18 protein-coding genes are annotated in these 22,690 nt (G+C 37.8%); 11 read left to right on the top strand and 7 right to left on the bottom strand.

The window, feature by feature from the left end:
• Nucleotides 1–187: 187 nt before the first annotated feature.
• From MKY46_RS04990 to MKY46_RS05020, 7 genes are all read right to left on the bottom strand, one after another.
• Nucleotides 188–1,114 (bottom strand): ABC transporter ATP-binding protein, encoded by a 927-nt coding sequence (locus MKY46_RS04990; RefSeq protein WP_036125026.1) that lies wholly within the window; start codon nucleotides 1,112–1,114, stop codon nucleotides 188–190.
• Nucleotides 1,107–2,162, bottom strand: a complete 1,056-nt coding sequence (locus MKY46_RS04995) for an ABC transporter ATP-binding protein (protein WP_036125025.1) — start codon at nucleotides 2,160–2,162, stop codon at nucleotides 1,107–1,109. Before MKY46_RS04995 ends, MKY46_RS04990 begins: the two co-directional genes overlap by 8 nt.
• A gap of 13 nt (nucleotides 2,163–2,175) precedes the next feature.
• Nucleotides 2,176–3,096 (bottom strand): ABC transporter permease, encoded by a 921-nt coding sequence (locus MKY46_RS05000; RefSeq protein WP_036125023.1) that lies wholly within the window; start codon nucleotides 3,094–3,096, stop codon nucleotides 2,176–2,178.
• Nucleotides 3,096–4,025: an ABC transporter permease gene (locus MKY46_RS05005; RefSeq protein ID WP_036125020.1), complete on the bottom strand. Its 930-nt coding sequence runs from the start codon at nucleotides 4,023–4,025 to the stop codon at nucleotides 3,096–3,098. The genes MKY46_RS05000 and MKY46_RS05005 overlap by 1 nt, the downstream gene beginning before the upstream one ends.
• 128 nt (nucleotides 4,026–4,153) lie before the next feature.
• A complete protein-coding gene (locus tag MKY46_RS05010; RefSeq protein ID WP_036125017.1) occupies nucleotides 4,154–5,809 on the bottom strand; it encodes a peptide ABC transporter substrate-binding protein in 1,656 nt (551 codons plus the stop codon).
• Nucleotides 5,810–6,718: 909 nt separating this feature from the next.
• Nucleotides 6,719–8,404, bottom strand: a complete 1,686-nt coding sequence (locus MKY46_RS05015; protein WP_036125015.1) for a methyl-accepting chemotaxis protein — start codon at nucleotides 8,402–8,404, stop codon at nucleotides 6,719–6,721.
• Between the two features lie 247 nt (nucleotides 8,405–8,651).
• On the bottom strand, nucleotides 8,652–10,346 hold the full coding sequence (locus MKY46_RS05020; RefSeq protein WP_036125010.1) for an Rqc2 family fibronectin-binding protein: 1,695 nt from the start codon (nucleotides 10,344–10,346) through the stop codon (nucleotides 8,652–8,654).
• 261 nt (nucleotides 10,347–10,607) lie between these two features.
• On the opposite strand from MKY46_RS05020, the gene MKY46_RS05025 reads away from it, so the two are divergent.
• The 11 genes from MKY46_RS05025 (at nucleotide 10,608) to pknB (ending at nucleotide 22,682) form a co-directional block, all read left to right on the top strand.
• Nucleotides 10,608–11,483, top strand: a complete 876-nt coding sequence (locus MKY46_RS05025; protein ID WP_340833806.1) for a YicC/YloC family endoribonuclease — start codon at nucleotides 10,608–10,610, stop codon at nucleotides 11,481–11,483.
• 43 nt (nucleotides 11,484–11,526) lie between these two features.
• Nucleotides 11,527–12,144 (top strand): guanylate kinase, encoded by a 618-nt coding sequence (gmk, locus tag MKY46_RS05030; protein ID WP_036125005.1) that lies wholly within the window; start codon nucleotides 11,527–11,529, stop codon nucleotides 12,142–12,144.
• Nucleotides 12,145–12,148: 4 nt separating this feature from the next.
• On the top strand, nucleotides 12,149–12,376 hold the full coding sequence (gene rpoZ, locus MKY46_RS05035) for a DNA-directed RNA polymerase subunit omega (RefSeq protein ID WP_036125003.1): 228 nt from the start codon (nucleotides 12,149–12,151) through the stop codon (nucleotides 12,374–12,376).
• A 125-nt stretch (nucleotides 12,377–12,501) separates the two neighbouring features.
• The gene (coaBC, locus tag MKY46_RS05040) at nucleotides 12,502–13,506 is read left to right on the top strand and encodes a bifunctional phosphopantothenoylcysteine decarboxylase/phosphopantothenate--cysteine ligase CoaBC (protein WP_340833807.1); all 1,005 of its coding nucleotides are present in this window, start codon (nucleotides 12,502–12,504) and stop codon (nucleotides 13,504–13,506) included.
• Nucleotides 13,503–15,914 (top strand): primosomal protein N', encoded by a 2,412-nt coding sequence (gene priA, locus MKY46_RS05045; RefSeq protein ID WP_340833808.1) that lies wholly within the window; start codon nucleotides 13,503–13,505, stop codon nucleotides 15,912–15,914. The genes coaBC and priA overlap by 4 nt, the downstream gene beginning before the upstream one ends.
• Before the next feature lie 86 nt (nucleotides 15,915–16,000).
• Nucleotides 16,001–16,495 (top strand): peptide deformylase, encoded by a 495-nt coding sequence (def, locus tag MKY46_RS05050; protein WP_036124934.1) that lies wholly within the window; start codon nucleotides 16,001–16,003, stop codon nucleotides 16,493–16,495.
• A 1-nt stretch (nucleotide 16,496) separates the two neighbouring features.
• Nucleotides 16,497–17,438: a methionyl-tRNA formyltransferase gene (fmt, locus tag MKY46_RS05055; protein WP_036124932.1), complete on the top strand. Its 942-nt coding sequence runs from the start codon at nucleotides 16,497–16,499 to the stop codon at nucleotides 17,436–17,438.
• Nucleotides 17,435–18,796: a 16S rRNA (cytosine(967)-C(5))-methyltransferase RsmB gene (gene rsmB, locus MKY46_RS05060; protein ID WP_036124929.1), complete on the top strand. Its 1,362-nt coding sequence runs from the start codon at nucleotides 17,435–17,437 to the stop codon at nucleotides 18,794–18,796. Before fmt ends, rsmB begins: the two co-directional genes overlap by 4 nt.
• The gene (gene rlmN, locus MKY46_RS05065; RefSeq protein WP_340833809.1) at nucleotides 18,796–19,938 is read left to right on the top strand and encodes a 23S rRNA (adenine(2503)-C(2))-methyltransferase RlmN; all 1,143 of its coding nucleotides are present in this window, start codon (nucleotides 18,796–18,798) and stop codon (nucleotides 19,936–19,938) included. The genes rsmB and rlmN overlap by 1 nt, the downstream gene beginning before the upstream one ends.
• 6 nt (nucleotides 19,939–19,944) lie before the next feature.
• Nucleotides 19,945–20,694, top strand: coding sequence for a Stp1/IreP family PP2C-type Ser/Thr phosphatase (locus tag MKY46_RS05070; RefSeq protein ID WP_058843486.1), 750 nt, complete (start codon nucleotides 19,945–19,947; stop codon nucleotides 20,692–20,694).
• A gap of 2 nt (nucleotides 20,695–20,696) precedes the next feature.
• The gene (pknB, locus tag MKY46_RS05075; protein WP_340833810.1) at nucleotides 20,697–22,682 is read left to right on the top strand and encodes a Stk1 family PASTA domain-containing Ser/Thr kinase; all 1,986 of its coding nucleotides are present in this window, start codon (nucleotides 20,697–20,699) and stop codon (nucleotides 22,680–22,682) included.
• Nucleotides 22,683–22,690: the final 8 nt, after the last annotated feature.

Consider the following 22,690-nt stretch of genomic DNA (forward strand, 5'->3'; position numbering starts at 1 on the left):
AATTAAAGAGGTTATAGAGTAGAAAAGTTAATAAAATTTATTGTAAACATTCAATAACAATTATGTAAGTCTGGTATAGATGCCTTTTATAGAGAATTACTTTATACGGGTTTAGACTACAGTTAAATGTGGGTATAAAATAAAAAAACTCCTATCACAGCTGTAAACTGCGATAGGAGTGTCAATTTTATCGATTAGCAACCCAAGTTTTTACTAAATCAGCAGTACCATAAACATAATGTTGGTCGCCTACTTCATGATAGGCTGCACTTTGGTCAACCTCTGTATGCTTGTACTGAATACGTTGACGGCGCTTCTCTGACATTGGATCAGGAAGTGGGATAGCTGATAATAAAGACTTTGTATATGGATGAACAGGATGATTATAAATATCATCTGCTTTACCGATTTCCATGATTTTTCCACGGTACATTACAGCAATTCGATCACTGATGTATTTAACCATGGAAAGGTCATGGGCAATGAAAAGATATGTTAAGCCACGTTCTTTTTGTAACTCTTTTAATAAGTTAACAACTTGTGCTTGGATCGATACGTCAAGCGCAGAAATTGGCTCATCCGCAATGATGAATTTAGGGTCTAGGCTTAATGCACGAGCGATCCCAATACGTTGACGTTGACCACCAGAAAATTCATGTGCATAACGATTCGCGTGCTCTTTGTTTAAACCAACAGCTTCAAGTAACTCTTGGATTTTCGCACGACGTACCTTTTTATCCTTGTAAAGGCCATGGATATCAAAGGCTTCACCAATGATTTCACCAGCTGTCATACGAGGATTTAAAGAAGCATAAGGATCCTGAAAAATCATTTGCATTTGACGGTTAAATTTCTTTAACTCAGTTTTAGATTTTTTTCCTTGGACATTCTCACCATCGAAAACAATCTCGCCACCTGTAATATCATATAATCGAATGATTGAACGACCAGTTGTTGATTTACCACAACCTGATTCACCCACAAGACCAAGTGTTTCGCCTTCATAAACATCGAAGCTAATACCATCTACAGCTTTGATCGGATTACTTGGTGAACCAAAATACTGCTTTAAATTTTTGATTTCAAGAATTTTTTTCGCACCAGCTTTAGTCATTTTCTTGTGCCTCCTTTGCTAAATACCCTTCAATACGTTTAGCAACTGCTTCAGGAAGAGGAATCTTTGGTGCATCAGGATGCAATAACCACGTTTTTGCAAAATGCGTTTCACTCACTTGGAACATTGGTGGTTCTTGTTCATAATCAATTGCCATAGCATATTCGTTACGAGCTGCGAATGCATCACCTTTAGGCGGATTCGTAAGATCTGGTGGTGAACCTGGTATTGTGCGTAATAGTTCATCAGTGTCATTGTCTAAATCAGGCATTGAACCAAGTAGACCCCATGTGTATGGGTGTTTCGGATTATAGAAAATATCATTAACAGTACCATATTCTACGATTTGACCAGCGTACATTACTGCTACACGGTCAGCGATATTTGCAACAACACCTAAATCGTGTGTAATGAAAATGATAGATGTTTTTGAGTTTTTCTGGATTTCTTTCATTAGCTCTAAAATTTGTGCTTGAATTGTTACGTCAAGGGCTGTTGTTGGCTCATCAGCAATCAATAGCTTCGGATCAGCTGCAAGGGCGATGGCGATGACAACACGTTGACGCATACCACCTGAAAACTCATGTGGATATTGGTTATAGCGTTTCTCAGGGAAGGGGATACCTACCTGTGTTAAAAGTTCAATTGCACGTTTTTTGGCATCAGCTTTGGAAATTTTTTTGTGTTGCAAAATTACCTCAGTAATTTGACGTCCGACCTTCATAGTTGGATTCAAACTAGTCATTGGGTCTTGGAAAATCATAGCAATTTCATTTCCGCGTACTTTTGACATTTCTTTATCCGTTAACGGAACTAAATCACGACCATTAAATAAAATTTGTCCTGACTCATAAATACCGGGTGGCTGTGGAATTAGTTTCATTAACGCATTACTCGTAACACTTTTACCAGAACCAGATTCTCCTACTATAGCGAGTGTTTCACCCTCTTTTAAATCAAAGTTAACACCACGTACAGCACGGACAAGCCCTGCATAAGTTTTAAAGTTAATTTTTAAATCTTTTACTTCTAGAATTGTTTTACTCATTTCGGCCACCTCCTTATTTACGTAGTTTTGGATCTAGTGCATCACGTAAGCCGTCACCAACTGCGTTAAACGCAAAGATTGTTAGTGAGATAAATACCGCTGGGAAAATCAAGCGCCATGGAGCATTGGCAATGGCTTTATTTCCGTCAGAGGCCATTGTACCCCAAGAAGCTGTTGGAGCAGGAACTCCAAGACCAAGATAACTTAGGAATGATTCAGTGAAAATAGCAGATGGAATTGTTAAAGTCATCGTAACTAAAATAGCACCAAGAGCATTCGGAACTAAGTGTTTAATGATTAAATGGCCTGTACTAGCACCTAATGTACGAGCTGCAAGAACATATTCTTGGTTTTTAATAGATAATACTTCACCACGTACAATACGTGCCATGTTAATCCATCCAGTGATAGACAGGGCAATAATCATTGGGAATAGACCTGGTTGCATAACAACTAAAAGTACGATTACTACTAAAAGGTAAGGTACAGCTGTTAAAACGTCAGCAATACGCATCATAATGTTATCAACACGACCGCCTGCTAAACCTGAAATACTTCCCCAGATAACACCGATAATTAAGTCAATAATCGCCGCTGCAATTCCGATAAATAGGGAAATACGAGCTCCTTCCCAAATACGAACGAAAATATCACGACCTAGATCATCTGTTCCAAACCAAAATTGTGCAGATGGAGGTGCATTGTAAACACCTAGTTGATCACTTGATTTATACTGAGAAAGCATTGGTACGAAAATAGCCATTAAAATAACAATGATTAAAATAATTATCCCAATGATGGCCATTTTGTTATGAGAGAAACGGAGAAATACTTCTTTCCAAAAGGAAACTGATTTATCAGCTAATTTTTCCGTTGCTTCATGATTGCCACCAACAATTTTGAACTTATCTTTTTCAATTTGCTGCTGTGTCATTATTTTTTCGCTCCTTTCAGTTTAATACGCGGATCAATCACACTATATAGTATATCAACGATTAATACCGCAAATAAAAGGATGATGGAATAGAACACAGTCGTACCCATAATGACTGTATAGTCACGGTTTGTAATACTTTGTACAAAGTGTTTTCCAAGTCCAGGAATAGCGAAAATTTGTTCAACAATGAAACTACCTGTTACCACACCAGCTGTTAATGGGCCTAGGTATGTTACAACTGGTAAAAGAGCATTTCGTAATGTATGGCGGAAAACAACTGTCCATTTTCCAATTCCTTTGGCACGAGCCATTTTTACATAATCACTATTGTTTTGCTCAAGCATACTTGAACGTGTTAATTTTGCGATAAAGCCCATATGTGAAAATGCAATCGCAAGGGCAGGTAAAATGCTGTAACCGAATCCTTTCCAGCCACTAACTGGGAACAACCCTAATTTAAAGGATAAGAAATACTGCATTAAACCCGCTAAAATAAATGAAGGTACTGAAATACCTAGCACCGCAAAGGACGTTGCCAAATAATCCGGGAACTTATTATGGTATAGCGCGGAAACTACGCCAATTAAAACTCCAAATCCAACTGCTAATAGCATAGCTTCAATCCCTAATGTTAAAGACACAGGGAAACTTTCAGAAATCATATCATTTGTAGAACGCGCTTTATACTTCATTGACTCACCGAAATTGAAAGAGGCCGTATCGATTAAATAATCTTTATATTGAATATACCAAGGGTTATTTAATCCATACGTTTCGTTTAACTTCTCCTCGATTTGAGGTGGAAAATTACGTTCACTCGCAAATGGACTACCAGGAGCGAGACGCATTAAGAAAAACGTAACCGTTACGATGACGAAAAGCGCGAGAAGTATATACATCAGCCTTTTCAAAATATATTTAATCACATAAAACTCCTCCTTCTATTTGTCAATTGTCAGACAAATATATGCCTTCGTATTTTAAAAAGAGCTGACTCGAGCCTAAGAGACTACGAGGCAGCTCTCTTTTTATAGAGCTTAATTAAACAATAGAATTATTCAGTAATTTTAACATCTTTAAGTTGAATGATACCGATTCTATCTGGAGACATATTTTGTACTTTATCATCTTTAACATATAAGTTAGTGTAGTAATAAATTGGTCCAACTGGGAATTCAGTCATAGCAATTGCTTCAGCTTGTTTTAAGATTTCAGAACGCTTTGCAGTGTCTATTTCTGAAATAGATTGTTTTAATAAATCTTTATATTGAGAGTTTTCCCAACCAGTATCGTTATTACCGTTGGCAGCAGTATCGTACATTTCTAAGAATGTATAAGCATCGTTGTAGTCAGCAATCCATCCCATACGACCAACTTGATAGTCTAATTGGTTAAGTTTTTCTAAATATACTTGCCATTCAGAGTTATCAAGGTTTACTGAAATTCCAAGGTTTTTGCTCCAACCTTCTTGGATAAATTGAGCGATAGCAGCATGTCCTTCACTTGTATTAAATGAAAGGTTGATACTGATTTCTTTTGGATCAGAAATACCAAGCTCTTTCATTCCAGCTTCAAGTGCAGCTTTTGCTCCTTCAATATCATTGTCTTTATAATAACCACGGTCTTCTTCAAAACCAGAAATTGCAGATGGAACCATACCTAGAGCAGGCTTTTGTTCACCTTTAGTAACGTTATCGATTAAGCTTTGGCGATCAATTGCTAATGTTAAAGCTTTACGAATGTTAGCGTTTCCAGTAATTTTATCTTTTGTATTAAATTTGTACCAATAAATAGCTGCATAATCCTCAATTTGTAATGAGCCATCAGTTTTGAAACCATCAATTGCATCAAGTGCTACTGTTTGGTATGGAGAACCTAAGTAGTCAATTTCTCCATTTTTAAACATTGTTACTGCCGTAGCTTCATTCTCAACCATGCCTATATTAACTGTTTCAAGGTCTACATTTGCAGCATCCCAGTAATCAGTATTTTTCTTAAGAACTATTGAGTCACTGTGTTTCCAAGTATCTAAAACGAAAGGTCCGTTTGTTACATAGTTTTCACCAGCATCAGTGTACCATTCATCATTACCTTCAACTACTTTTTGGTTAACAGGTGCGTACGTTTTGAAAGCAGTTAATTCTAAGAAGTAAGCAGTCGGATTTGCTAATGTAACTACTAAAGTTTTATCATCTTCAGCTTTAATTGCTACATCATCAACAGCACCTTCACCAAGATTGTAAGCTTCAGCACCTTTAATTGGGTAGAATACAGAAGCATATTCCGATAGATTTTCAGGATTTAAAGCCCATTTCCAAGCATATTCGAAGTCACCAGCAACTACTGGATCTCCGTTTGTCCATTTTGCATCACGTAAATGGAAAGTGTAAGTAAGACCATCTTCACTTACGTCCCATTTCTCAGCCATTGCTGGAGTTGATTTACCTTCTTTGTCTGTACGTGTTAAACCTTCAAAAATGTTAATTAATACTGCGCTAGATGTAGAATCCGTCGCAAGTTGTGGATGTAAAGATGGTGGTTCAGAAGCTACAACTAGGTTTAAGTCTTTAGAAGCTGTCCCAGATGAACCAGAATCTTTTCCATCGTCTTTAGATTTTTCAGACGAATCTCCACCGAAGCCACATGCAGCAAGTACTAAAGAAAATACTGCAAGAACTGTTAATAATAAAAACTTTTTGTTTTTATTCATGTGAATCCCCCTTATACAATTTTTAAGCCTTTTGTGAAGCTCCTATTTAATATACCAAAAAAATCATTGTGCACAAAATAAAAAAGATTCAAATTTATATAGTATTATCTGACATTTAATAGAGTGATAAATTTTTCTGATTTATCACTCTAATGGAATAGAGTGTTTATATGATAATATTTTGATAATTATCTATTTTGAATATCAAAAATAAATCAAAAATAAAAAAATGATTTACTATACCGAAAATTCCTATTTTTTTGATAATATTATCGATATTTGAAAAATGAATCAAAAGTCATGGATGTAATACCTTGAGGGATTTGTATAGATTTGTAGAAAATCTATGTAAAACTAAGTGAATTAGTTTCTTTTGGAGGTAATTTCTTGTAATTTATGATCGCGAAACATGATTATTTTTATCTATTAATGATATATAAGAAACTTGTTTTGTAATTTTCTAGGATTAACCAATTGTGGATAGGAACAAGAAAAAATAGAGCAAATCTATGAAAAAAGGTACCCATTCTAAGAAAATTTTGGGTTTAACGAGAAGTGAATGATGATAATTATATTTTTTTGAAATAATTTACTAGCTAACTGACTATACATGCATATATGCAATGCTAACCTATTTTATTCATCCATTAATTAATGCAAGTATTGCTTGATTTTTGACCATATTCTCCCAAAACAGCCAACTATGTCAATGATGTTTTTTTAAGGATGTCATTTGTCTTGCTGACAAGGATTGATTATGCAAATAATTACTAAAAATCTGATTTTTAATTGATTGAAACCGCCTTCATTAGCTTTTCAGAAAGATATGCTTCTGGATTCATGAGGATAATATGTATGAAAATTACAAAAACAGTGCTCTCATATATATGAAATGCACTGTTTTTTAAGTTAAAGTTTGAAATGATTGATTTGATTCTGTAAATCTAAGGACTTTTCACTTAGATCAGAGGCAACTTGATTTATTTGTTGCATCGTAATAGATTGCTCCTTACTTGCTGTAGCTACGATTTGAGTATTGTCTGAGCTAGTTGAAGCACCATGAGCAATTTCTGCAACAGAGGCGGCTACTTGTTCGGCACTGGCTGAAATTTCTTCAGAAGTAGCTGATATATCTTCTATTTGATCTGTCATCGTATTAATCGCTTTTACGATTGATTCAAATGCTTGCCCTGCATGTCCAATGGTTTTTACACCCTCTGTGACAGAGTGAAGCCCATCGAAAACTGCTTTTTCTACATTATGTGTATCTTCCTGAATTTCCTGTGTTAATGTAACAATTTGATTGGCTGATTGCTTGGACTCTTCAGCTAGCTTGCGAACCTCATCTGCAACAACGGCAAATCCTTTCCCATGCTCTCCAGCACGTGCCGCTTCAATCGCTGCATTAAGTGCCAATAAATTCGTTTGATCGGTAATGGCTGTAATGACAGCTGTGATTTGACTAATCTCTTCGGATTGTTTGCTCAACTTTTGAACAAGGGTATTGATTACTTGTGTTGATTCATGAATTACATTCATTTGTTGTTGAGCTTCTTCTACTGTGTTATTGCCATTTGTCGCTAATTCAGATGTTGTAACAGCATTATGATGTAGTTGTTGAGTTGCTTCCGCTATACGTTGAACACCTACTGCCGTTTCATCCATAGCATGTGCGCTTTCGTTGGCTGCAACTGTAGCGGCTACAGCTGCATTAGCTGTTTCATTTATACGCATTGTAATCTCGTCTGCAGAGGTAGTGATTTCTTCAGTTGAGGCAGAAAGTTCTTCTACGGAAGCTGTTAAATGCTCTGCATTATCTTGAATATGGGTTAATAAATTTTTTATATTTCCCTTCATTTCATTAAAAGCTGTCGATAGCTGACCAATTTCATCCTTTGAATAGTGAGTAAGATTTTCATGAAACAATTCACCGCTGGCAATATGGTTAGCTGCTTGAACTACCGATTTTAAAGGACGAGAAATAGTGCGTTGTATGTAGAATATTAGGAAAACACCTAGGGCAATACCAATAATAATAGCAATGACAGAAATAATTTGAGAGTTGGATACTGCCTGTTTCGATTCTTTTGTCACCGTGTCAAGCTGTTGTTTTTGATAGTTCCCAATTTTATCTGATATGTCCTGTATATTTCTATTGGCTTGCTGTACGTCACCATTGACCTTTTGCAAAGCTCCTTCAAGATTACCAGCTTCAAATAGTGCCAGTGCTTCTGTTGCCGACTTGTTAAAAGCATCATTATATGTAGCTAACTCGTTTGCATATGTTTCCATTTCAGCTGAATCCGCTTTTTCCGTTATTGCTTCTACATGCTTATCTAGCATACTTGCATATTTTGTAAAACTCTCTTTATTTGCTGGATTGTCTTCAATGATAATGGCACGAATGAAAAGTCCTTGCATGGCCATTTCAAATTGAATATCATCTGCTAACTCTACAAGAGCGACATGTCCTTCTAATGCATTTTCAATCTTTTTTTCAATGTTTGAAAATAGCAGGAACATAATCATTAATGAAATGATTAGCGTGAGAATAATTGTAAAGAAACCAAAGCTTAATTTTTTACCTACAGACATGTGGATACGCCCTTTCTGATGCTATTCAAGTTTTATATTTAAATATTGCTTTTCTGAAAGGGAGAAGTCAATAACTGATGGGAGAAACAGTTCAGATTATTCATATGTTTTTTTAATGTTATTATAATAAGGAAGATTGTCTGTAAAAAACAATGAAGATATGGCTGTTTTCATCGTTTTATAGTACGGATTACGTGTTTGTACTATAAAAAAGAAGAAACCGAGATGTTTTGTCTCGGTTTCTATCTTATGACTGTTTTTTTAACTGTAAAATGACAGCCTCATCAGGGTCAATATACAGTGTTTTCTGTTCAAAGTAAATGACAAAACCCGGTTTAGCCCCATTTGGTTTCTTGACCTGTCGAATTTCTGTGTAATCCACTGGCACAGAAGAAGATTCTCTAGCTTTAGAAAAATAAGCGGCTAATGTGGCAGCTTCTCGTAATGTTGTGTCGTCTGGTTCACTTGAATGGATGACAACGTGAGATCCTGGAATATCCTTTGTGTGCAACCAAATATCTGTGCGTTTTGCTATTTTAAACGTCAACATATCATTTTGCTTATTGTTTTTTCCAACAGAGATCGATACTCCTGTAGATGAAACATAGCGCTCTGGTTCTGGCTTTACTTGTTTTTTCTTTTTCTTGGCATGACGTAGTTTTAAGTAGCCTTGCTCTGCCAGCTCTTCGCGAATTTCCTCAATATCCCCTGGAGAAGCTTGCTGTACTTGTTGTGCCAGCATTTCAAAGTAGGCAATTTCTTCTGTCGTTTTTTCAAGCTGCTCTTGAACCATAACCAAGGCGTTTTTTGCCTTTGTATATTTTGTGTAATAGCTTTGCGCATTTTCAATCGGTGTTTTACGTTCACTTACTGGAATCGTAATCACTTCGCCTGTTTCACTATAGTAGTTTGTTACCGTTACCTCTTTGACACCTTTTTCAAAGGCATAAATATTTGCCATTAATAGCTCACCATAAAGCTGAAATTGATCAAGCTTGGAGGCACGCTCGTAGTCCTTCGTCAGCTTTTTCGTTTTTAAGGATAGCTTATCAATTTCATTTTGTAGCCAGCGTTCTAAATCACCTGCTTGTTGTTTCACACGGTCTCGTTCTGCACGTGCAAAAAATACGCGGTCGAGAAGCTCGTGAACATTAGGGTAGACAGTTACTTCTCCCTGCAAATGACTCAACTCAATAGGTGAGAAATACGTTTTGTTATTAGAAAGTACATACATTGGCTTCATACCACCGTTTGCAAAGGATGTCATAAATTCCTTGAAACAGGCTGGTGCATTAGATGCTGTTGTCATGCGGTACAATAATTCTTCAGCGTGAAGAGGCGAAAAACCGGCTAACTGTGTTACGATCTCTTTGGTCGTTTTTGCTTCAGCGAAAAACATTGTTAGCTCTTCATCTGTAACCGTTAATGGGTTCCATTTATTTTGTGTGGGTGGTGCAATATACGGTTGACCTGGTAACACAGTTCGGAAGCTATTTACGGATGGAGGTAAATGCTTTAAGCTATCAATAATTTTCCCCTGTTCTTGATCAATCAACAGTAGATTGCTATGTCTACCCATGATTTCAGCGTGTATTTCCCTTACAATAGGATCGCCAATTTCATTTTTACTGTGAATTTCTACTATTATAATACGATCAAAATCATGTTGTTTTATGGATGAAATAAAACCACCCTCTAAATGTTTACGCAAAAGCATACAAAACATGGGAGGCTCTGCTGGATTTTCAATCGTATGCTCCGTAAGATGGACACGTGCATAAGAAGAGTGGATGGAGAACAGTAGTTTTTGATTTTTTCCGTTTGCCCGCACATGTAACACAACTTCTTGTGCATTAGGTTGATGTATTTTTGTAATCCGACCAGTGACAAGCTGTTGTAGGTCGGCCGTTACTGAATAAGTAAATAAGCCATCAAATGCCATATGAATTCCTCTTTCCAACGATATCAAGCATCTTGGTACTTTCGTATTTTTTTCATGGTGTAGTTGCTTTCGCTATCTGTCAGCTCCGACAAATACACAATTTGTATGTTTATCATAGCATTTTTTAGGTGAATATTAAAATATAGCTTCAATTGTGGTAGAATTAGCTTTTATTCTAACCAATTTTTTTGGGAGAGTCGTCATAATCGACAGAGCTTATGTTATAATAATCCCAGTATGCAAAGAAAGGTGTGACGAACCTTGGTGCGTAGTATGACTGGTTTTGGCAGAGGTGTCACAACAACTAGAGACTTTCAATTAACCGTGGAAATGCGCTCGGTCAACCATCGTTTTTTAGAAATTAACGCAAAATTTCCGAAAGAATGGCTTGAAGCAGAAATTTTTGCAAAGAAACTAATTTCACAAGCTTTGTCACGCGGCAAAATTGATGTGATGGTATATGTGAAAGACTTAGAGAACGTAGAGCAATCTATTGAAATTAATTGGTCATTAATTGAAGCGTATCGTAAGGCAAAAGAGCAATTAGCAAGTAAAGTACCACTTGAAGAAAAATGGACGATGCAAGAGCTTTTATCGCTAGAACAGGCACTTGTACAGCAAAAGCCACAGCTTACACCAGAGGATTTGCTAAGTGCTGTTGAACAAGCGATTTCACAAACAATTAAACAGCTCGTACAAATGCGGGAACGTGAAGGGCAAGAATTACAAGAAGTTGTTGTACAATATAAAGAACAGTTGATGGAACAAGTGAATCAGATTCGTTTGTGCTCTTCTCTTGCTGTTGAAAAATATCGTACACGATTAATAGAACGAATTGCTGAAGTCGCAGATGGCACATTGCTAGATGATCGTTTACTAGCAGAAGTAGCGATTTTTGCAGAACGCGTAGACATCTCCGAAGAATTAGACAGACTAGATAGTCACTTTAATCAGCTGGAGGAAACATTACTTGAAACCATTTCAGTTGGACGTAAATTAGATTTTTTAATGCAGGAAATACATCGCGAAATTAATACGATTGGTTCAAAAAATCAATCTACAGAAGCAGCGGTTGCTGTTGTTCAGGCGAAAACAATTTTAGAAAAGATGCGTGAACAAGTGCAAAACATCGAATAACTTGCACGTGTCTGTTATAAATTAAGGGAGATATAGAGAATAAATGATAAAAGAACGTGGATTATTAATTGTTCTGTCTGGCCCATCTGGTGTAGGTAAAGGGACAGTGCGAAAAGAATTATTTTCTCAGCCGAATACGAATTATGAGTATTCCATCTCGATGACAACACGAAATCCTCGCGAAGGGGAAGTAGATGGTGTAGACTATTTTTTCAAGACACGTGAAGCATTTGAAACGTTAATTGAACAAGGTGGCTTATTAGAGCACGCTGAATTTGTTGGTAACTATTATGGAACACCACTAGCCTATGTGAATGAAACACTGGATGCAGGTCGTGATGTATTTTTAGAAATCGAAGTGCAGGGTGCAGCACAAATTCGTAAAAAAGCACCAGATGCCTTATTTATTTTTTTGGCCCCTCCAAGTTTAACGGAATTAAAAGACCGTTTAGTTGGGCGTGGGACGGAAACAGAGGATATCATTGCGAAACGCATAGCTACTGCAAGTGAAGAGCTTGAAATGATGAGCTTGTATGATTATGTTGTGGAGAATGATGAAGTGACGAATGCCTGTGATCGTATAAATGCGATTATTAAAGCCGAGCATTGTCGTAGAGAACGTGTTGAAAAAAGATATTTGTCAATGTTGAGAGGAGAATAAAACAATGTTATACCCATCAGTGGACGCTTTAAAAAAAGAAATCGATTCAAAATATTCATTAGTGAGCCTTGCTTCTAAACGTGCTCGCCAAATGCAAGAAGAGCAAGATACAGAACGTTTACACAAGTATGTTTCTCATAAATACGTAGGAAGAGCACTTGAAGAAGTAGCGGCAGGTGTACTTACGAAGGTATCACAGGATGAGTCCGCTGTGTACGAAGACGAAATTTAACATACATGTAACGTAGTTGGGTTACATGCATGCTAGTTCGCAGTAGATTTTGATTATACAGAATGCCGAGAGCTCCCAGGGAATCCTTCTTTGGGAGCTTATCATTTGAAAGGACGACACCTAGCATGAATAAAAATATTTTACTATGTGTTTCAGGCGGAATTGCAGTATATAAGGCTGTTGCGCTCGTTAGCAAGCTATCACGAGCAGGGGCCAATGTAAAAGTTATGATGACAGCTTCTGCTAGACAGTTTGTGAATCCATTAAGTTTTCAAGTGATGTCCAAAAATGACGTTTATTTTGACACGTTTGATGAAAAAGATTCAAGTGTGATTGCCCATATCGATTTAGCAGATTGGGCTGATTTGATTTTAGTGGCTCCCGCTACGGCCAATATGATTGGCAAATTAGCCAATGGTATTGCTGATGATATGGTCACAACAACCTTGCTTGCTACTACAGCCCCTGTCTGGATTGCACCAGCTATGAATGTACACATGTATGACCATCCAGCGGTAAAACGAAATTTAGATCGGCTATCAGCTGATGGATACCAATTCATTGAGCCTTCAGAGGGGTTTTTAGCATGTGGCTATGTCGGGAAGGGACGTTTAGAGGAACCTGAAAAAATAACGGCCCTAGTAAAGGCTTTTTTTTCAGGACAATCCAAACCATTAAAAGGTAAAACCGTAATTGTGACAGCAGGTGCGTTGCAAGTACCATTAGATGAAAAGCATATGATTAGCCCACAGGCAAGTGGCATTATTGGACGAGCATTAGCGAATGAGGCAAGGATACGTGGGGCACATGTGATTGAAATTGAAAATAGCAATTTGTATGATGTTATTCAACAACTGGAAGCCTATAAAATCCAATATCCCCAAGCATTTTTTATACATGCAGCGAATGTACCAACCATCGACGAAACGCCGATTATTTCTGTAGAAGGAACGAATGCAATCACTTTCGGACAGCAAGTGCAAGGTAAACCAATGATCAATATACTTTCTGATAGCTGGATTGATTTTAGTGAAAATGCTCAGCTTAATGGACAATTTTTGGCTACGACAAATCCCCAGCTTTTTGCACAGACACTCTGGTCTCATATTACAAAGGATGAGGGGCAATGAGCTTTTTAATAGCAGAGGTCATTGTAGACGTCTCTACCTACCATGTAGACCGTCCCTTTGATTATCAAGTACCTCTCGAATGGGTAAACGTAATAGAATTAGGCTGTCGTGTGAAAGTGCCATTTGGTCCAAGAAATGTTTTAGGCTTTATCGTTGGCTTGAAAAAGGAAACAGATGTACCACTGAATAAATTAAAGGCTATCACTCAAATTTTAGACATGGAGCCGGTCCTGACAGAAGAAATGCTGCTAATGGCGAAATGGTTAAAGAACAACACGATTTGCTATGAAATAGATGCCTTGCAAGTGATGTTACCATCTGCACTTCGGGCTAAGTATGAAAAAATAATTAAATTACAACAGTCTCAAAGTCTACCAGAAGAAGTACAGTACATTTTTGGTAAACGCCAACAAGCCAACTTTAAAGAATTTGAGCGAGCAGGTTTACTTCCTTTATTAAAGCAGTTGGTTGCAGAGAGCATTGTTTCAATTGAGAATGTTGTGAAGCAGCAGGGCAATGTAAAAGAAATCCGAATGGTTCAAATTACAGAAGACCAGCAACTTGTAGAACAGGCTTTGGAACAGTCAAAAAGAGCCGTTAAACAACGTCTATTACTACAATGGATGTGTCAACATCTAGGAGAAATTTTATCACCCCAGCACATTTGTGAGGAAACAGGAGTCTCGATATCGGTATTAGAGGCAGTAATTGAAAAAGGAGCTGCCCAGTTTATTCAAGAGGAAGTTTTTCGTGATCCATTTACGAAGAAAGTTTCTCGTACACAGGCCTTACAATTAACAGAGGAGCAGAGGGGTGCTCTTCAAGCTATTACTACAGCTATAGAGCAGCAACAAGCGCAAACATTTTTGCTACATGGTGTAACAGGGAGCGGTAAGACAGAGGTTTATTTACAGGCTATTCAAAAGGTGCTAGATGAAGGGAAAGAAGCCATTATGTTGGTACCTGAAATCTCTTTAACACCTCAAATGACTGAGCGATTCCGCAGTCGCTTTGGTGAGATGGTTGCTGTTATGCATAGTGGATTATCTGTTGGAGAGAAGTATGATGAATGGCGTAAAATTCAACAAGGTAAAGTGAAAGTAGTAGTTGGTGCTCGTTCCGCTATTTTTGCACCCTTTACGAATATTGGTCTTATTATTTTGGATGAGGAACATGAATCAACGTATAAGCAAGAAGACTCGCCGCGTTATCATGCAAGAGATGTCGCCATATGGAGGAGCGAATTTTATAAATGTCCTATTATTTTGGGTAGTGCAACACCAGCTTTAGAGTCATTTGCCAGAGCTAAAAAGGGCGTATATACGCTACTCTCATTAACGCAACGTGCTTTACACCAAGCATTGCCGACTGTTTTTATTGCAGATATGCGTGAAGAGCTTCGTCAAGGAAATCGTTCGATGTTCTCAGACTCTCTTGCTGAGGCGATTCGTATAAGACTTGAGAAAAAAGAACAGATGGTGCTGTTTTTAAATCGTCGTGGTTATTCATCGTTTGTTCTATGTAGGGATTGTGGTACGGTTGTACAATGTCCAAATTGCGACATTTCCTTAACCTATCATCGGACAACGGAGAAATTAAAATGCCATTATTGCGGTTACGAGGAATCTGTTCCTAAAATATGTCCACAATGTCAAAGCGATCATATTCGTTACTTTGGTACAGGTACACAAAAAGTCGAGGAAGAACTTTTTAAACTATTTCCTGATGCAAGAGTGTTACGTATGGATGTAGATACCACGAAGCATAAAGGGGCACATGAAGAAATCTTAGATACATTTGGAGCTGGACATGCAGATATTTTACTGGGGACGCAAATGATCGCAAAGGGTCTTGATTTTCCTAATATTACTCTTGTCGGTGTACTAAGTGCTGATACATCCTTGCATTTACCTGATTATCGTGCAGCAGAGCGCACATTTCAGCTACTAACACAGGTAAGTGGAAGGGCAGGACGACATGATAAGCCAGGGGAAGTAATTATTCAGACGTATACCCCTGAGCATTATGCAATTGAGCTAGCCAAAACGCAGGAGTATGAACCATTTTATGAACGAGAGATGTTTTTACGTCGTCGCTCCAGCTATCCACCTTATTATTTTGTAGCCCTTATTCAATTATCTCATGAAGATGTCATGATGGCTGCTGAATATGCTGGACGAGTGGCAGATTGGCTACGAGGAAATTTATCGAATCAAGTAGCCATTATAGGACCAACAACGGCAAGTATTGCTCGTCTCCAAAATAGATATCGTTATCAATGTTTGATAAAATATAAAATTGAACCAAATCTAATTCCAGTGTTACAGCGACTGCTTGCCATGTATCGAGCAGAATGGATTAAACAAGGAATATTAATGACGGTAGATTTAGATCCGTCTACTATATAGTGAAATTAACAGCAAGATTTTTTTACAATAGTAAAATGAACAATCAGCTATTGCACTAGCTTGAATACAGAAATGAGGAAATGAGAATGGCTATAAAAAAAGTAATCGAAAACCCAGCAAAAGTACTATCAACACCATGTGCAGAAGTGACAGAAATTAATGATGGAATCATTGCATTACTAGATGATTTATATGACACAATGGTGGAATATGATGGCGTTGGTATTGCAGCGCCACAAATAGATGTAGGCTTACGCGTAGCAATTGTAGAACTAGGTGAGGAACGCGATATTTTAGAAATGATTAATCCAACGGTTATTGAAACAGATGGAGCGGAAATAGATATTGAAGGTTGCTTGAGCTTTCCAGGGTTATATGGTGAAGTAGAACGTCCTAACTATGTTAAAATTGAAGCTTGTGATCGTGAAGGACGTGTATATGAATTAGAAGCAGGAGGCTTTGATGCCCGTGCCATCTTACATGAAATTGATCATTTAGACGGCGTGCTGTTTGATTCGAAAATCAAGCGTATTATTACAGCAGAAGAACTTGAAGAACTGTACGCAGAAGAGGAGGAATAAAATGACGTCTATAATTTTTATGGGGACACCTGACTTCTCAGCACCTATTTTGCGTATGCTACATGATGAAGGATACGATATTAAAGCAGTTGTGACACAGCCAGATCGTCCAGTTGGGCGAAAGCGTGTATTGACACCACCACCTGTGAAGGCTGCAGCTTTGGAACTTGGCTTACCAATTATTCAACCAGAAAAATTGCGCGGCTCTGAAGAGTTACAACAAATTCTTGCTCTACAGCCAGATTTAGTGATAACAGCAGCTTTTGGACAAATACTACCAAAGGAGCTATTAGATGCTCCTGCTTTTGGCTGCATTAATGTTCATGCCTCACTACTTCCAAAATACCGTGGAGGCGCTCCTATTCATCAAGCTATTATAGATGGCGAGAAAGAGACTGGGGTAACCATTATGTATATGGCAGAGAAGCTTGATGCTGGAGATATTATCTCTCAAAGAGCGATTCCTATTGAAGAAAACGACTATACAGGTGGCCTTTTTGAAAAGCTAAGCATAGTGGGTTGTGAGCTCCTAAAAGAGACACTTCCTTCTATTATAAATGGTACAAATAGCCGAACAGTCCAAGATGAAGCACTTGTTACCTTCGCCAGCAATATTTCGAGAGAGCAAGAACGCATCGATTGGACAAACGATGCTGCTACTTTATACAATCAAGTACGTGGTCTTCATCCGTGGCCGGTTGCTTATACAACTTTTGAGGATGGTAATTTTAAAGTATGGTGGGCAGCTATTGGTAAATGCAAGCATGAGACGAATCCAGGTACAGTTGTAGCGATTGAGAAAGATCATTTTGAAGTAGCTGCTGGCAACGGTACAACTTTAGCCTTATATGACGTGCAGCCAGCTGGCAAGAAGCGTATGACTGCAGAGGAGTATTTACGTGGTACAGGTTCTAAATTACAGATTGGGGACCAATTTAAATGAGTAAAAAAAGTGTAGTGATTTGGGATGGAAATGTGCGAGATGCTGCATTATCTATTCTATTAGCAGTTGATAAAAACCAAGCATATAGCAACTTATTGCTAAACGAAACAATTAAACGACATAAAATTGAGGCGAAAGATCGTGCCTTATTAACTGAAATTACGTATGGAACTTTACAGCATAAAATGACGCTTGATTTTTATTTAGAGCCTTTTATTCGTGGGTCAGTCGATCATTGGGTACGTTGGTTATTAAGAATATCGTTGTATCAAATTCATTATTTAACTCGTATCCCACCACATGCTGCTGTAAATGAAGCAGTGGAAATTGCCAAGCGTAGAGGGCATCGTGGTATTGCTTCGACGGTGAATGGGATTTTAAGATCGGTGTTACGTAGCGGCGTTCCTTCTACAGAGGATATAGCAGATCCAATGGAGCGACTTGCTATTGAAACAAGCCATCCCGAGTGGTTAGTGCAACGATTTGTAGCAAACTACGGTTTAGAGCTAGCAACAGCAATGTTGCATGAAAACAATGTGCCAGCTATGCAAACAGTGCGTGTGAATACAACAAAAACAACCGTTAAACAGGCTATTGCTGAACTAGAGGAAGAAGGATTAACAGTACAGCAAAGTGATTTAATGCCTGAATGTTTACGTGTAACCAATGGTCAACCTGCACGTACAAAAGTATTTAAAGAAGGTCACATTACTATCCAGGATGAAAGTTCAATGATACCTGCTAAAGTGTTAAATCCATCTCCTGGCATGCGTGTCCTTGATATGTGTGCAGCCCCGGGTGGAAAAACAACACATTTAGCCGAAATAATGAAAAATGAAGGATCTATTTTAGCGACAGACCTTCATCCACATAAATTAGATTTAATCGACCATAATACAGAACGTCTAGGGCTTGATATTGTTGAAACAGCCCCAATTGATGGACGGAAAGCACCCGAATTTTTACAAGCAGCGTCTTTTGATGCTATTTTAGTTGATGCACCATGTAGTGGGCTAGGGGTTATGCGACGTAAGCCCGATATTAAATATACAAAGCGAGAAGAAGATTTAGAAAATCTACAAAAAATCCAATTAGCTTTACTTGAGGCAGCAACTAAAGTATTGAAAACAGATGGAAAGCTTGTGTACAGTACTTGTACAGTCGATCTACAAGAAAATGAAGGCACAGTTCATGCCTTTTTAACAGCGCATCCAGAAATGGAAGCAATACAACTAGAGTCTTTACCAACAAAATTAGCGGAAAAGCAAGCTAATGGCATGCTTCAAGTCTTTCCACAAGACTTTGGCAGTGACGGTTTCTTCGTTGCCGCCTTTCGTAAAAAAGGAGAATCCAACTAATGGTGGATCAAGAGAAATTTAATGAACGTATTAACGATTTAGTTGATGAAGCGGAAGACAAGCCCGTCCGACGTGTCAAGAAAGAAAAACCAAATTTAAAAGAATCTATTTATTCTTTACAGCCATATCAGTTAGAAGAATGGTTAACAGAAAACGGTGAAAAACCTTTCCGTGCTACTCAAATTTTTGACTGGCTGTATAATAAACGTGTAAAGACATTTGAAGAAATGTCGAACCTTTCAAAGGGATTGCGTGATAAGTTAACAGCCAATTTTGCGTTAACAACACTATCAACCATTATTAAGCAAGAATCTACAGATGGTACCATTAAATTTTTATTTCAATTGCAAGATGGCTATTCAATCGAAACCGTATTAATGCGCCATGAATATGGCAACTCTGTTTGTGTAACAACACAAGTAGGATGTCGAATCGGCTGTACATTTTGTGCTTCCACTTTAGGTGGTTTGAAGCGACATCTACTAGCAGGAGAAATCGTGGAGCAAGTTGTCAAAGTGCAGCAGACTTTAGATGAAGTGGGCGAGCGAGTATCGCATATTGTCATTATGGGTATTGGCGAACCTTTCGATAACTATGATGCGATGATGAACTTCTTAAAAGTAATCAACCATGAAAAAGGGTTAAATATCGGTGCACGTCATATTACTGTATCAACATCAGGGATTGTTCCAAAAATTTATCAGTTTGCAGATGAACAATTACAAATTAACTTCGCCGTGTCACTACACGCACCAAACCAAGAGGCACGTCAAAAGCTAATGCCAATTGCTCGTGCATACAAATTGGATGAATTAATGGAGGCTGTTCGTTACTATACTAAAAAAACAGGGCGACGAGTGAGTTTTGAGTATGGATTGATGTCTGGTGAAAATGATTCAGTGGAAATTGCAGAGGAGTTATCGGCATTAATTAAAGGAATTAAATGTCACGTTAACTTGATTCCTGTCAACTACGTACCAGAACGTGATTATGTTCGTACGTCTCGTAGTCAAATTTTTGCTTTTGAAAAAACCTTAAAGAAAAATGGGATTAACGTAACGATCCGCCGAGAGCAAGGCTCAGATATCGCAGCTGCGTGTGGTCAATTACGTGCTCAAGAGAGATCTGAAGAAACGAGGTGACCAGTGTTGGAATACACAGTCGAAAGTGATATTGGTTTAAAACGATCAATTAATGAAGACCGTGCTGCATTTTTTAAACGTCCTGACGGGCTTGCACTAGCACTTGTGGCGGACGGCATGGGTGGTCATAATGCTGGTGATGTAGCAAGTGATATGGCAATTAAACAGATGGAATCCTTTTTTTTACAGGCAGACGCACATCATTTTGTATCAACAACATCAAAAAAAGAATGGTTATTGCACACAGTTAAGCAATTGAATAAAACGATATATGACTATTCTTTATCACATGAAGACTGTAAAGGAATGGGCACGACGTTTATTGCGGTGTTAATAGAAGAGTATCATTGCTTCATTGCACATGTTGGGGATAGTCGTGTGTATTATTTCTTTGAAGATGGTGCACAACAAATAACAAGAGATCATTCATATGTAAATGTACTGGTAGAAAATGGCGAAATAAGTGAAGAAGAAGCTTTGACACACCCAAAGAAAAATTTCATTTTAAAAGCTGTTGGAACAGAGGAAACGCTAGAGCCAGACTTTTATGAAGTAGATTTAGCATCAGAATCGTATTTACTCATTTGTTCAGATGGCTTAAGCAATAAACTCACTGTCTATGAAATGGCTTCAATTATAACGTATCCAGATGCCATTGAAGAAAAAGGACGTAAGCTTGTAGAATTGGCAAATGCCAGCGGGGGAGAAGACAATATCTCCCTCGTGCTACTAACAAAAAAGGATGAGGAGGTGTAAGAATGCTTGTAGGTAAAAGAATTAGTGACCGTTATAAAATTTTGCAGCTCATTGGTGGCGGAGGTATGTCCAATGTTTATTTAGCGCACGATATGATATTAAACCGTGATGTAGCCATAAAAATATTACGCTATGATTTTTCCAATGAGGATGAATTACATCGACGTTTTCAACGTGAGGCACTGTCTGCTACAAGTCTTACACATCCAAATATTGTTAGTGTTTATGATGTAGGGGACGATGGCGATCTACATTATATCGTGATGGAATATGTTCAAGGAAAAACGTTAAAGCAGTACATACAAGAATTTGCACCAATTTCTCCTGCTAGAAGTGTGCATATTATGAAACAATTAACGTCTGCCATTGCAAATGCCCATGAAAATCATATTATCCACCGTGATATTAAGCCGCAAAATATTTTAATGGATGCGGAGGGTAATGTAAAAATAACTGATTTTGGTATTGCCATGACGTTAAGTGCTACATCGTTTACACAAACGAATTCAGTGTTAGGTACGGTGCATTATTTATCGCCTGAGCAAGCCCGAGGCGGGACGGCTACTAATAAATCAGATATTTATGCACTTGGCATTGTGCTATATGAATTATTAACAGGTGAATTACCATTTTCTGGAGAATCAGCAGTTTCCATTGCACTCAAGCATTTACAAACAGAAACACCTTCTGTTCGTGCTTTTGATGCAACCATTCCTCAAAGTTTGGAAAATGTGGTGCTGAAGGCTACGGCTAAAGATGCTTCCCATCGTTATAATACAGTGGAAGAAATATATGATGATTTGGAAACAGTCTTATCACCAACACGAGTAAACGAACCAAAATTTGTCATACCTGTTGATAATGATACGACGAAAGCTATACCAATTATTAAAGAGCCTGTTCATAAAAAAGGCGAAGATTTAACCCAAACGAGAGTTATGGAACCGATTATGGAAGTGAAAACACCATCTCAAGCAAAGCCTAAAAAAACTGTAGAAAAACCAGCTCCTGTTAAGGGAAAGAAGAAAAATTGGCCAAAGTATGTTGCTGGATTATTGATTACTGTGATTGTCATCTTCCTATTCTTTTTATTTGCAACAGATTCGTTTAGCCCGAAAAAGATTTCTGTACCTGATGTGACAAATTTAACTGTGGAAGAAGCTACAAAAAAATTAGAAGCAGAGGGGTTTGTTGTTGGTGAGGAGCATCAGGAGCGGAACCATGAGGAAATTGAGAAAGGTAAGATCATTGAAACAGATCCAGCAAAAAATGCATTGCGTACAAAAGGCACAGAGATTGATTTAATCGTCAGCTTAGGTGTGGAAATGACGACTGTAGATAATTATGTTGGACAGAATTATAGTCAAGTGGAAGCTTTAATAAAAGGAAAGTATAAAGAAGTACTAAAAGAGGATGTCCCTTCTAATGAACCAGAAGGAAGAATCATTGAGCAAAGTATACCCCCAAATACTGAAGTTGTTGCGAAGGAAGAAACAATTACGTTTAAAGTAAGCCAAGGGGTTAGAATGATAAGGCTTGAAAACCTCAATAATTATACAAAAGCGGATATGGATGACTATGTGAGGAGAGTTGGCCTTAATTGGCGTATTTCACGTGAAGAATATCATGAGTCGATTCCTGCGGGCAGTGTGATATCACAATTGACAAAAGCGGGTACTATGGTGGAAGAAGGTTCCTTCATATCCGTTGTGATCAGTAAAGGACCAGCGAAAAAGCCTGATAAACCACTGGTCATACCTGTAGTCATTGAGTATAAACCTACAGAAGAGGGTATAGCTCAAAACATTCGCATTGAAATTCAAGATAAAAATCATACATTTTCTGAACCAGTAGAGTTTCCAATTTTAGATGATACACCTTACAATATACAGCTTGTTATTGAAGAAGGCAAAGATGCAAGTTATAGAATTATCCGTGACTCAGAAATAATCTTAGAAGACAAAGTTAAATATGAGGATGTCAATTAAGGAGGAAT

Source organism: Lysinibacillus sp. FSL M8-0355 (assembly GCF_038008985.1).
GTDB classification, from domain to species: Bacteria; Bacillota; Bacilli; order Bacillales_A; family Planococcaceae; genus Lysinibacillus; species Lysinibacillus fusiformis_D.

What these genes read in the sequence shown, in the direction of transcription:
- MKY46_RS04990 (WP_036125026.1), bottom strand. Translation starts at nt 1,114, where the DNA reads ATGACTAAAGCTGGTGCGAAAAAAATTCTTGAAATCAAAAATTTAAAG.
- MKY46_RS04995 (WP_036125025.1), bottom strand. Translation starts at nt 2,162, where the DNA reads ATGAGTAAAACAATTCTAGAAGTAAAAGATTTAAAAATTAACTTTAAA.
- MKY46_RS05000 (WP_036125023.1), bottom strand. Translation starts at nt 3,096, where the DNA reads ATGACACAGCAGCAAATTGAAAAAGATAAGTTCAAAATTGTTGGTGGC.
- MKY46_RS05010 (WP_036125017.1), bottom strand. Translation starts at nt 5,809, where the DNA reads ATGAATAAAAACAAAAAGTTTTTATTATTAACAGTTCTTGCAGTATTT.
- MKY46_RS05015 (WP_036125015.1), bottom strand. Translation starts at nt 8,404, where the DNA reads ATGTCTGTAGGTAAAAAATTAAGCTTTGGTTTCTTTACAATTATTCTC.
- MKY46_RS05020 (WP_036125010.1), bottom strand. Translation starts at nt 10,346, where the DNA reads ATGGCATTTGATGGCTTATTTACTTATTCAGTAACGGCCGACCTACAA.
- gmk (WP_036125005.1), top strand. Translation starts at nt 11,527, where the DNA reads ATGATAAAAGAACGTGGATTATTAATTGTTCTGTCTGGCCCATCTGGT.
- rpoZ (WP_036125003.1), top strand. Translation starts at nt 12,149, where the DNA reads ATGTTATACCCATCAGTGGACGCTTTAAAAAAAGAAATCGATTCAAAA.
- coaBC (WP_340833807.1), top strand. Translation starts at nt 12,502, where the DNA reads ATGAATAAAAATATTTTACTATGTGTTTCAGGCGGAATTGCAGTATAT.
- priA (WP_340833808.1), top strand. Translation starts at nt 13,503, where the DNA reads ATGAGCTTTTTAATAGCAGAGGTCATTGTAGACGTCTCTACCTACCAT.
- def (WP_036124934.1), top strand. Translation starts at nt 16,001, where the DNA reads ATGGCTATAAAAAAAGTAATCGAAAACCCAGCAAAAGTACTATCAACA.
- fmt (WP_036124932.1), top strand. Translation starts at nt 16,497, where the DNA reads ATGACGTCTATAATTTTTATGGGGACACCTGACTTCTCAGCACCTATT.
- rsmB (WP_036124929.1), top strand. Translation starts at nt 17,435, where the DNA reads ATGAGTAAAAAAAGTGTAGTGATTTGGGATGGAAATGTGCGAGATGCT.
- rlmN (WP_340833809.1), top strand. Translation starts at nt 18,796, where the DNA reads ATGGTGGATCAAGAGAAATTTAATGAACGTATTAACGATTTAGTTGAT.
- pknB (WP_340833810.1), top strand. Translation starts at nt 20,697, where the DNA reads ATGCTTGTAGGTAAAAGAATTAGTGACCGTTATAAAATTTTGCAGCTC.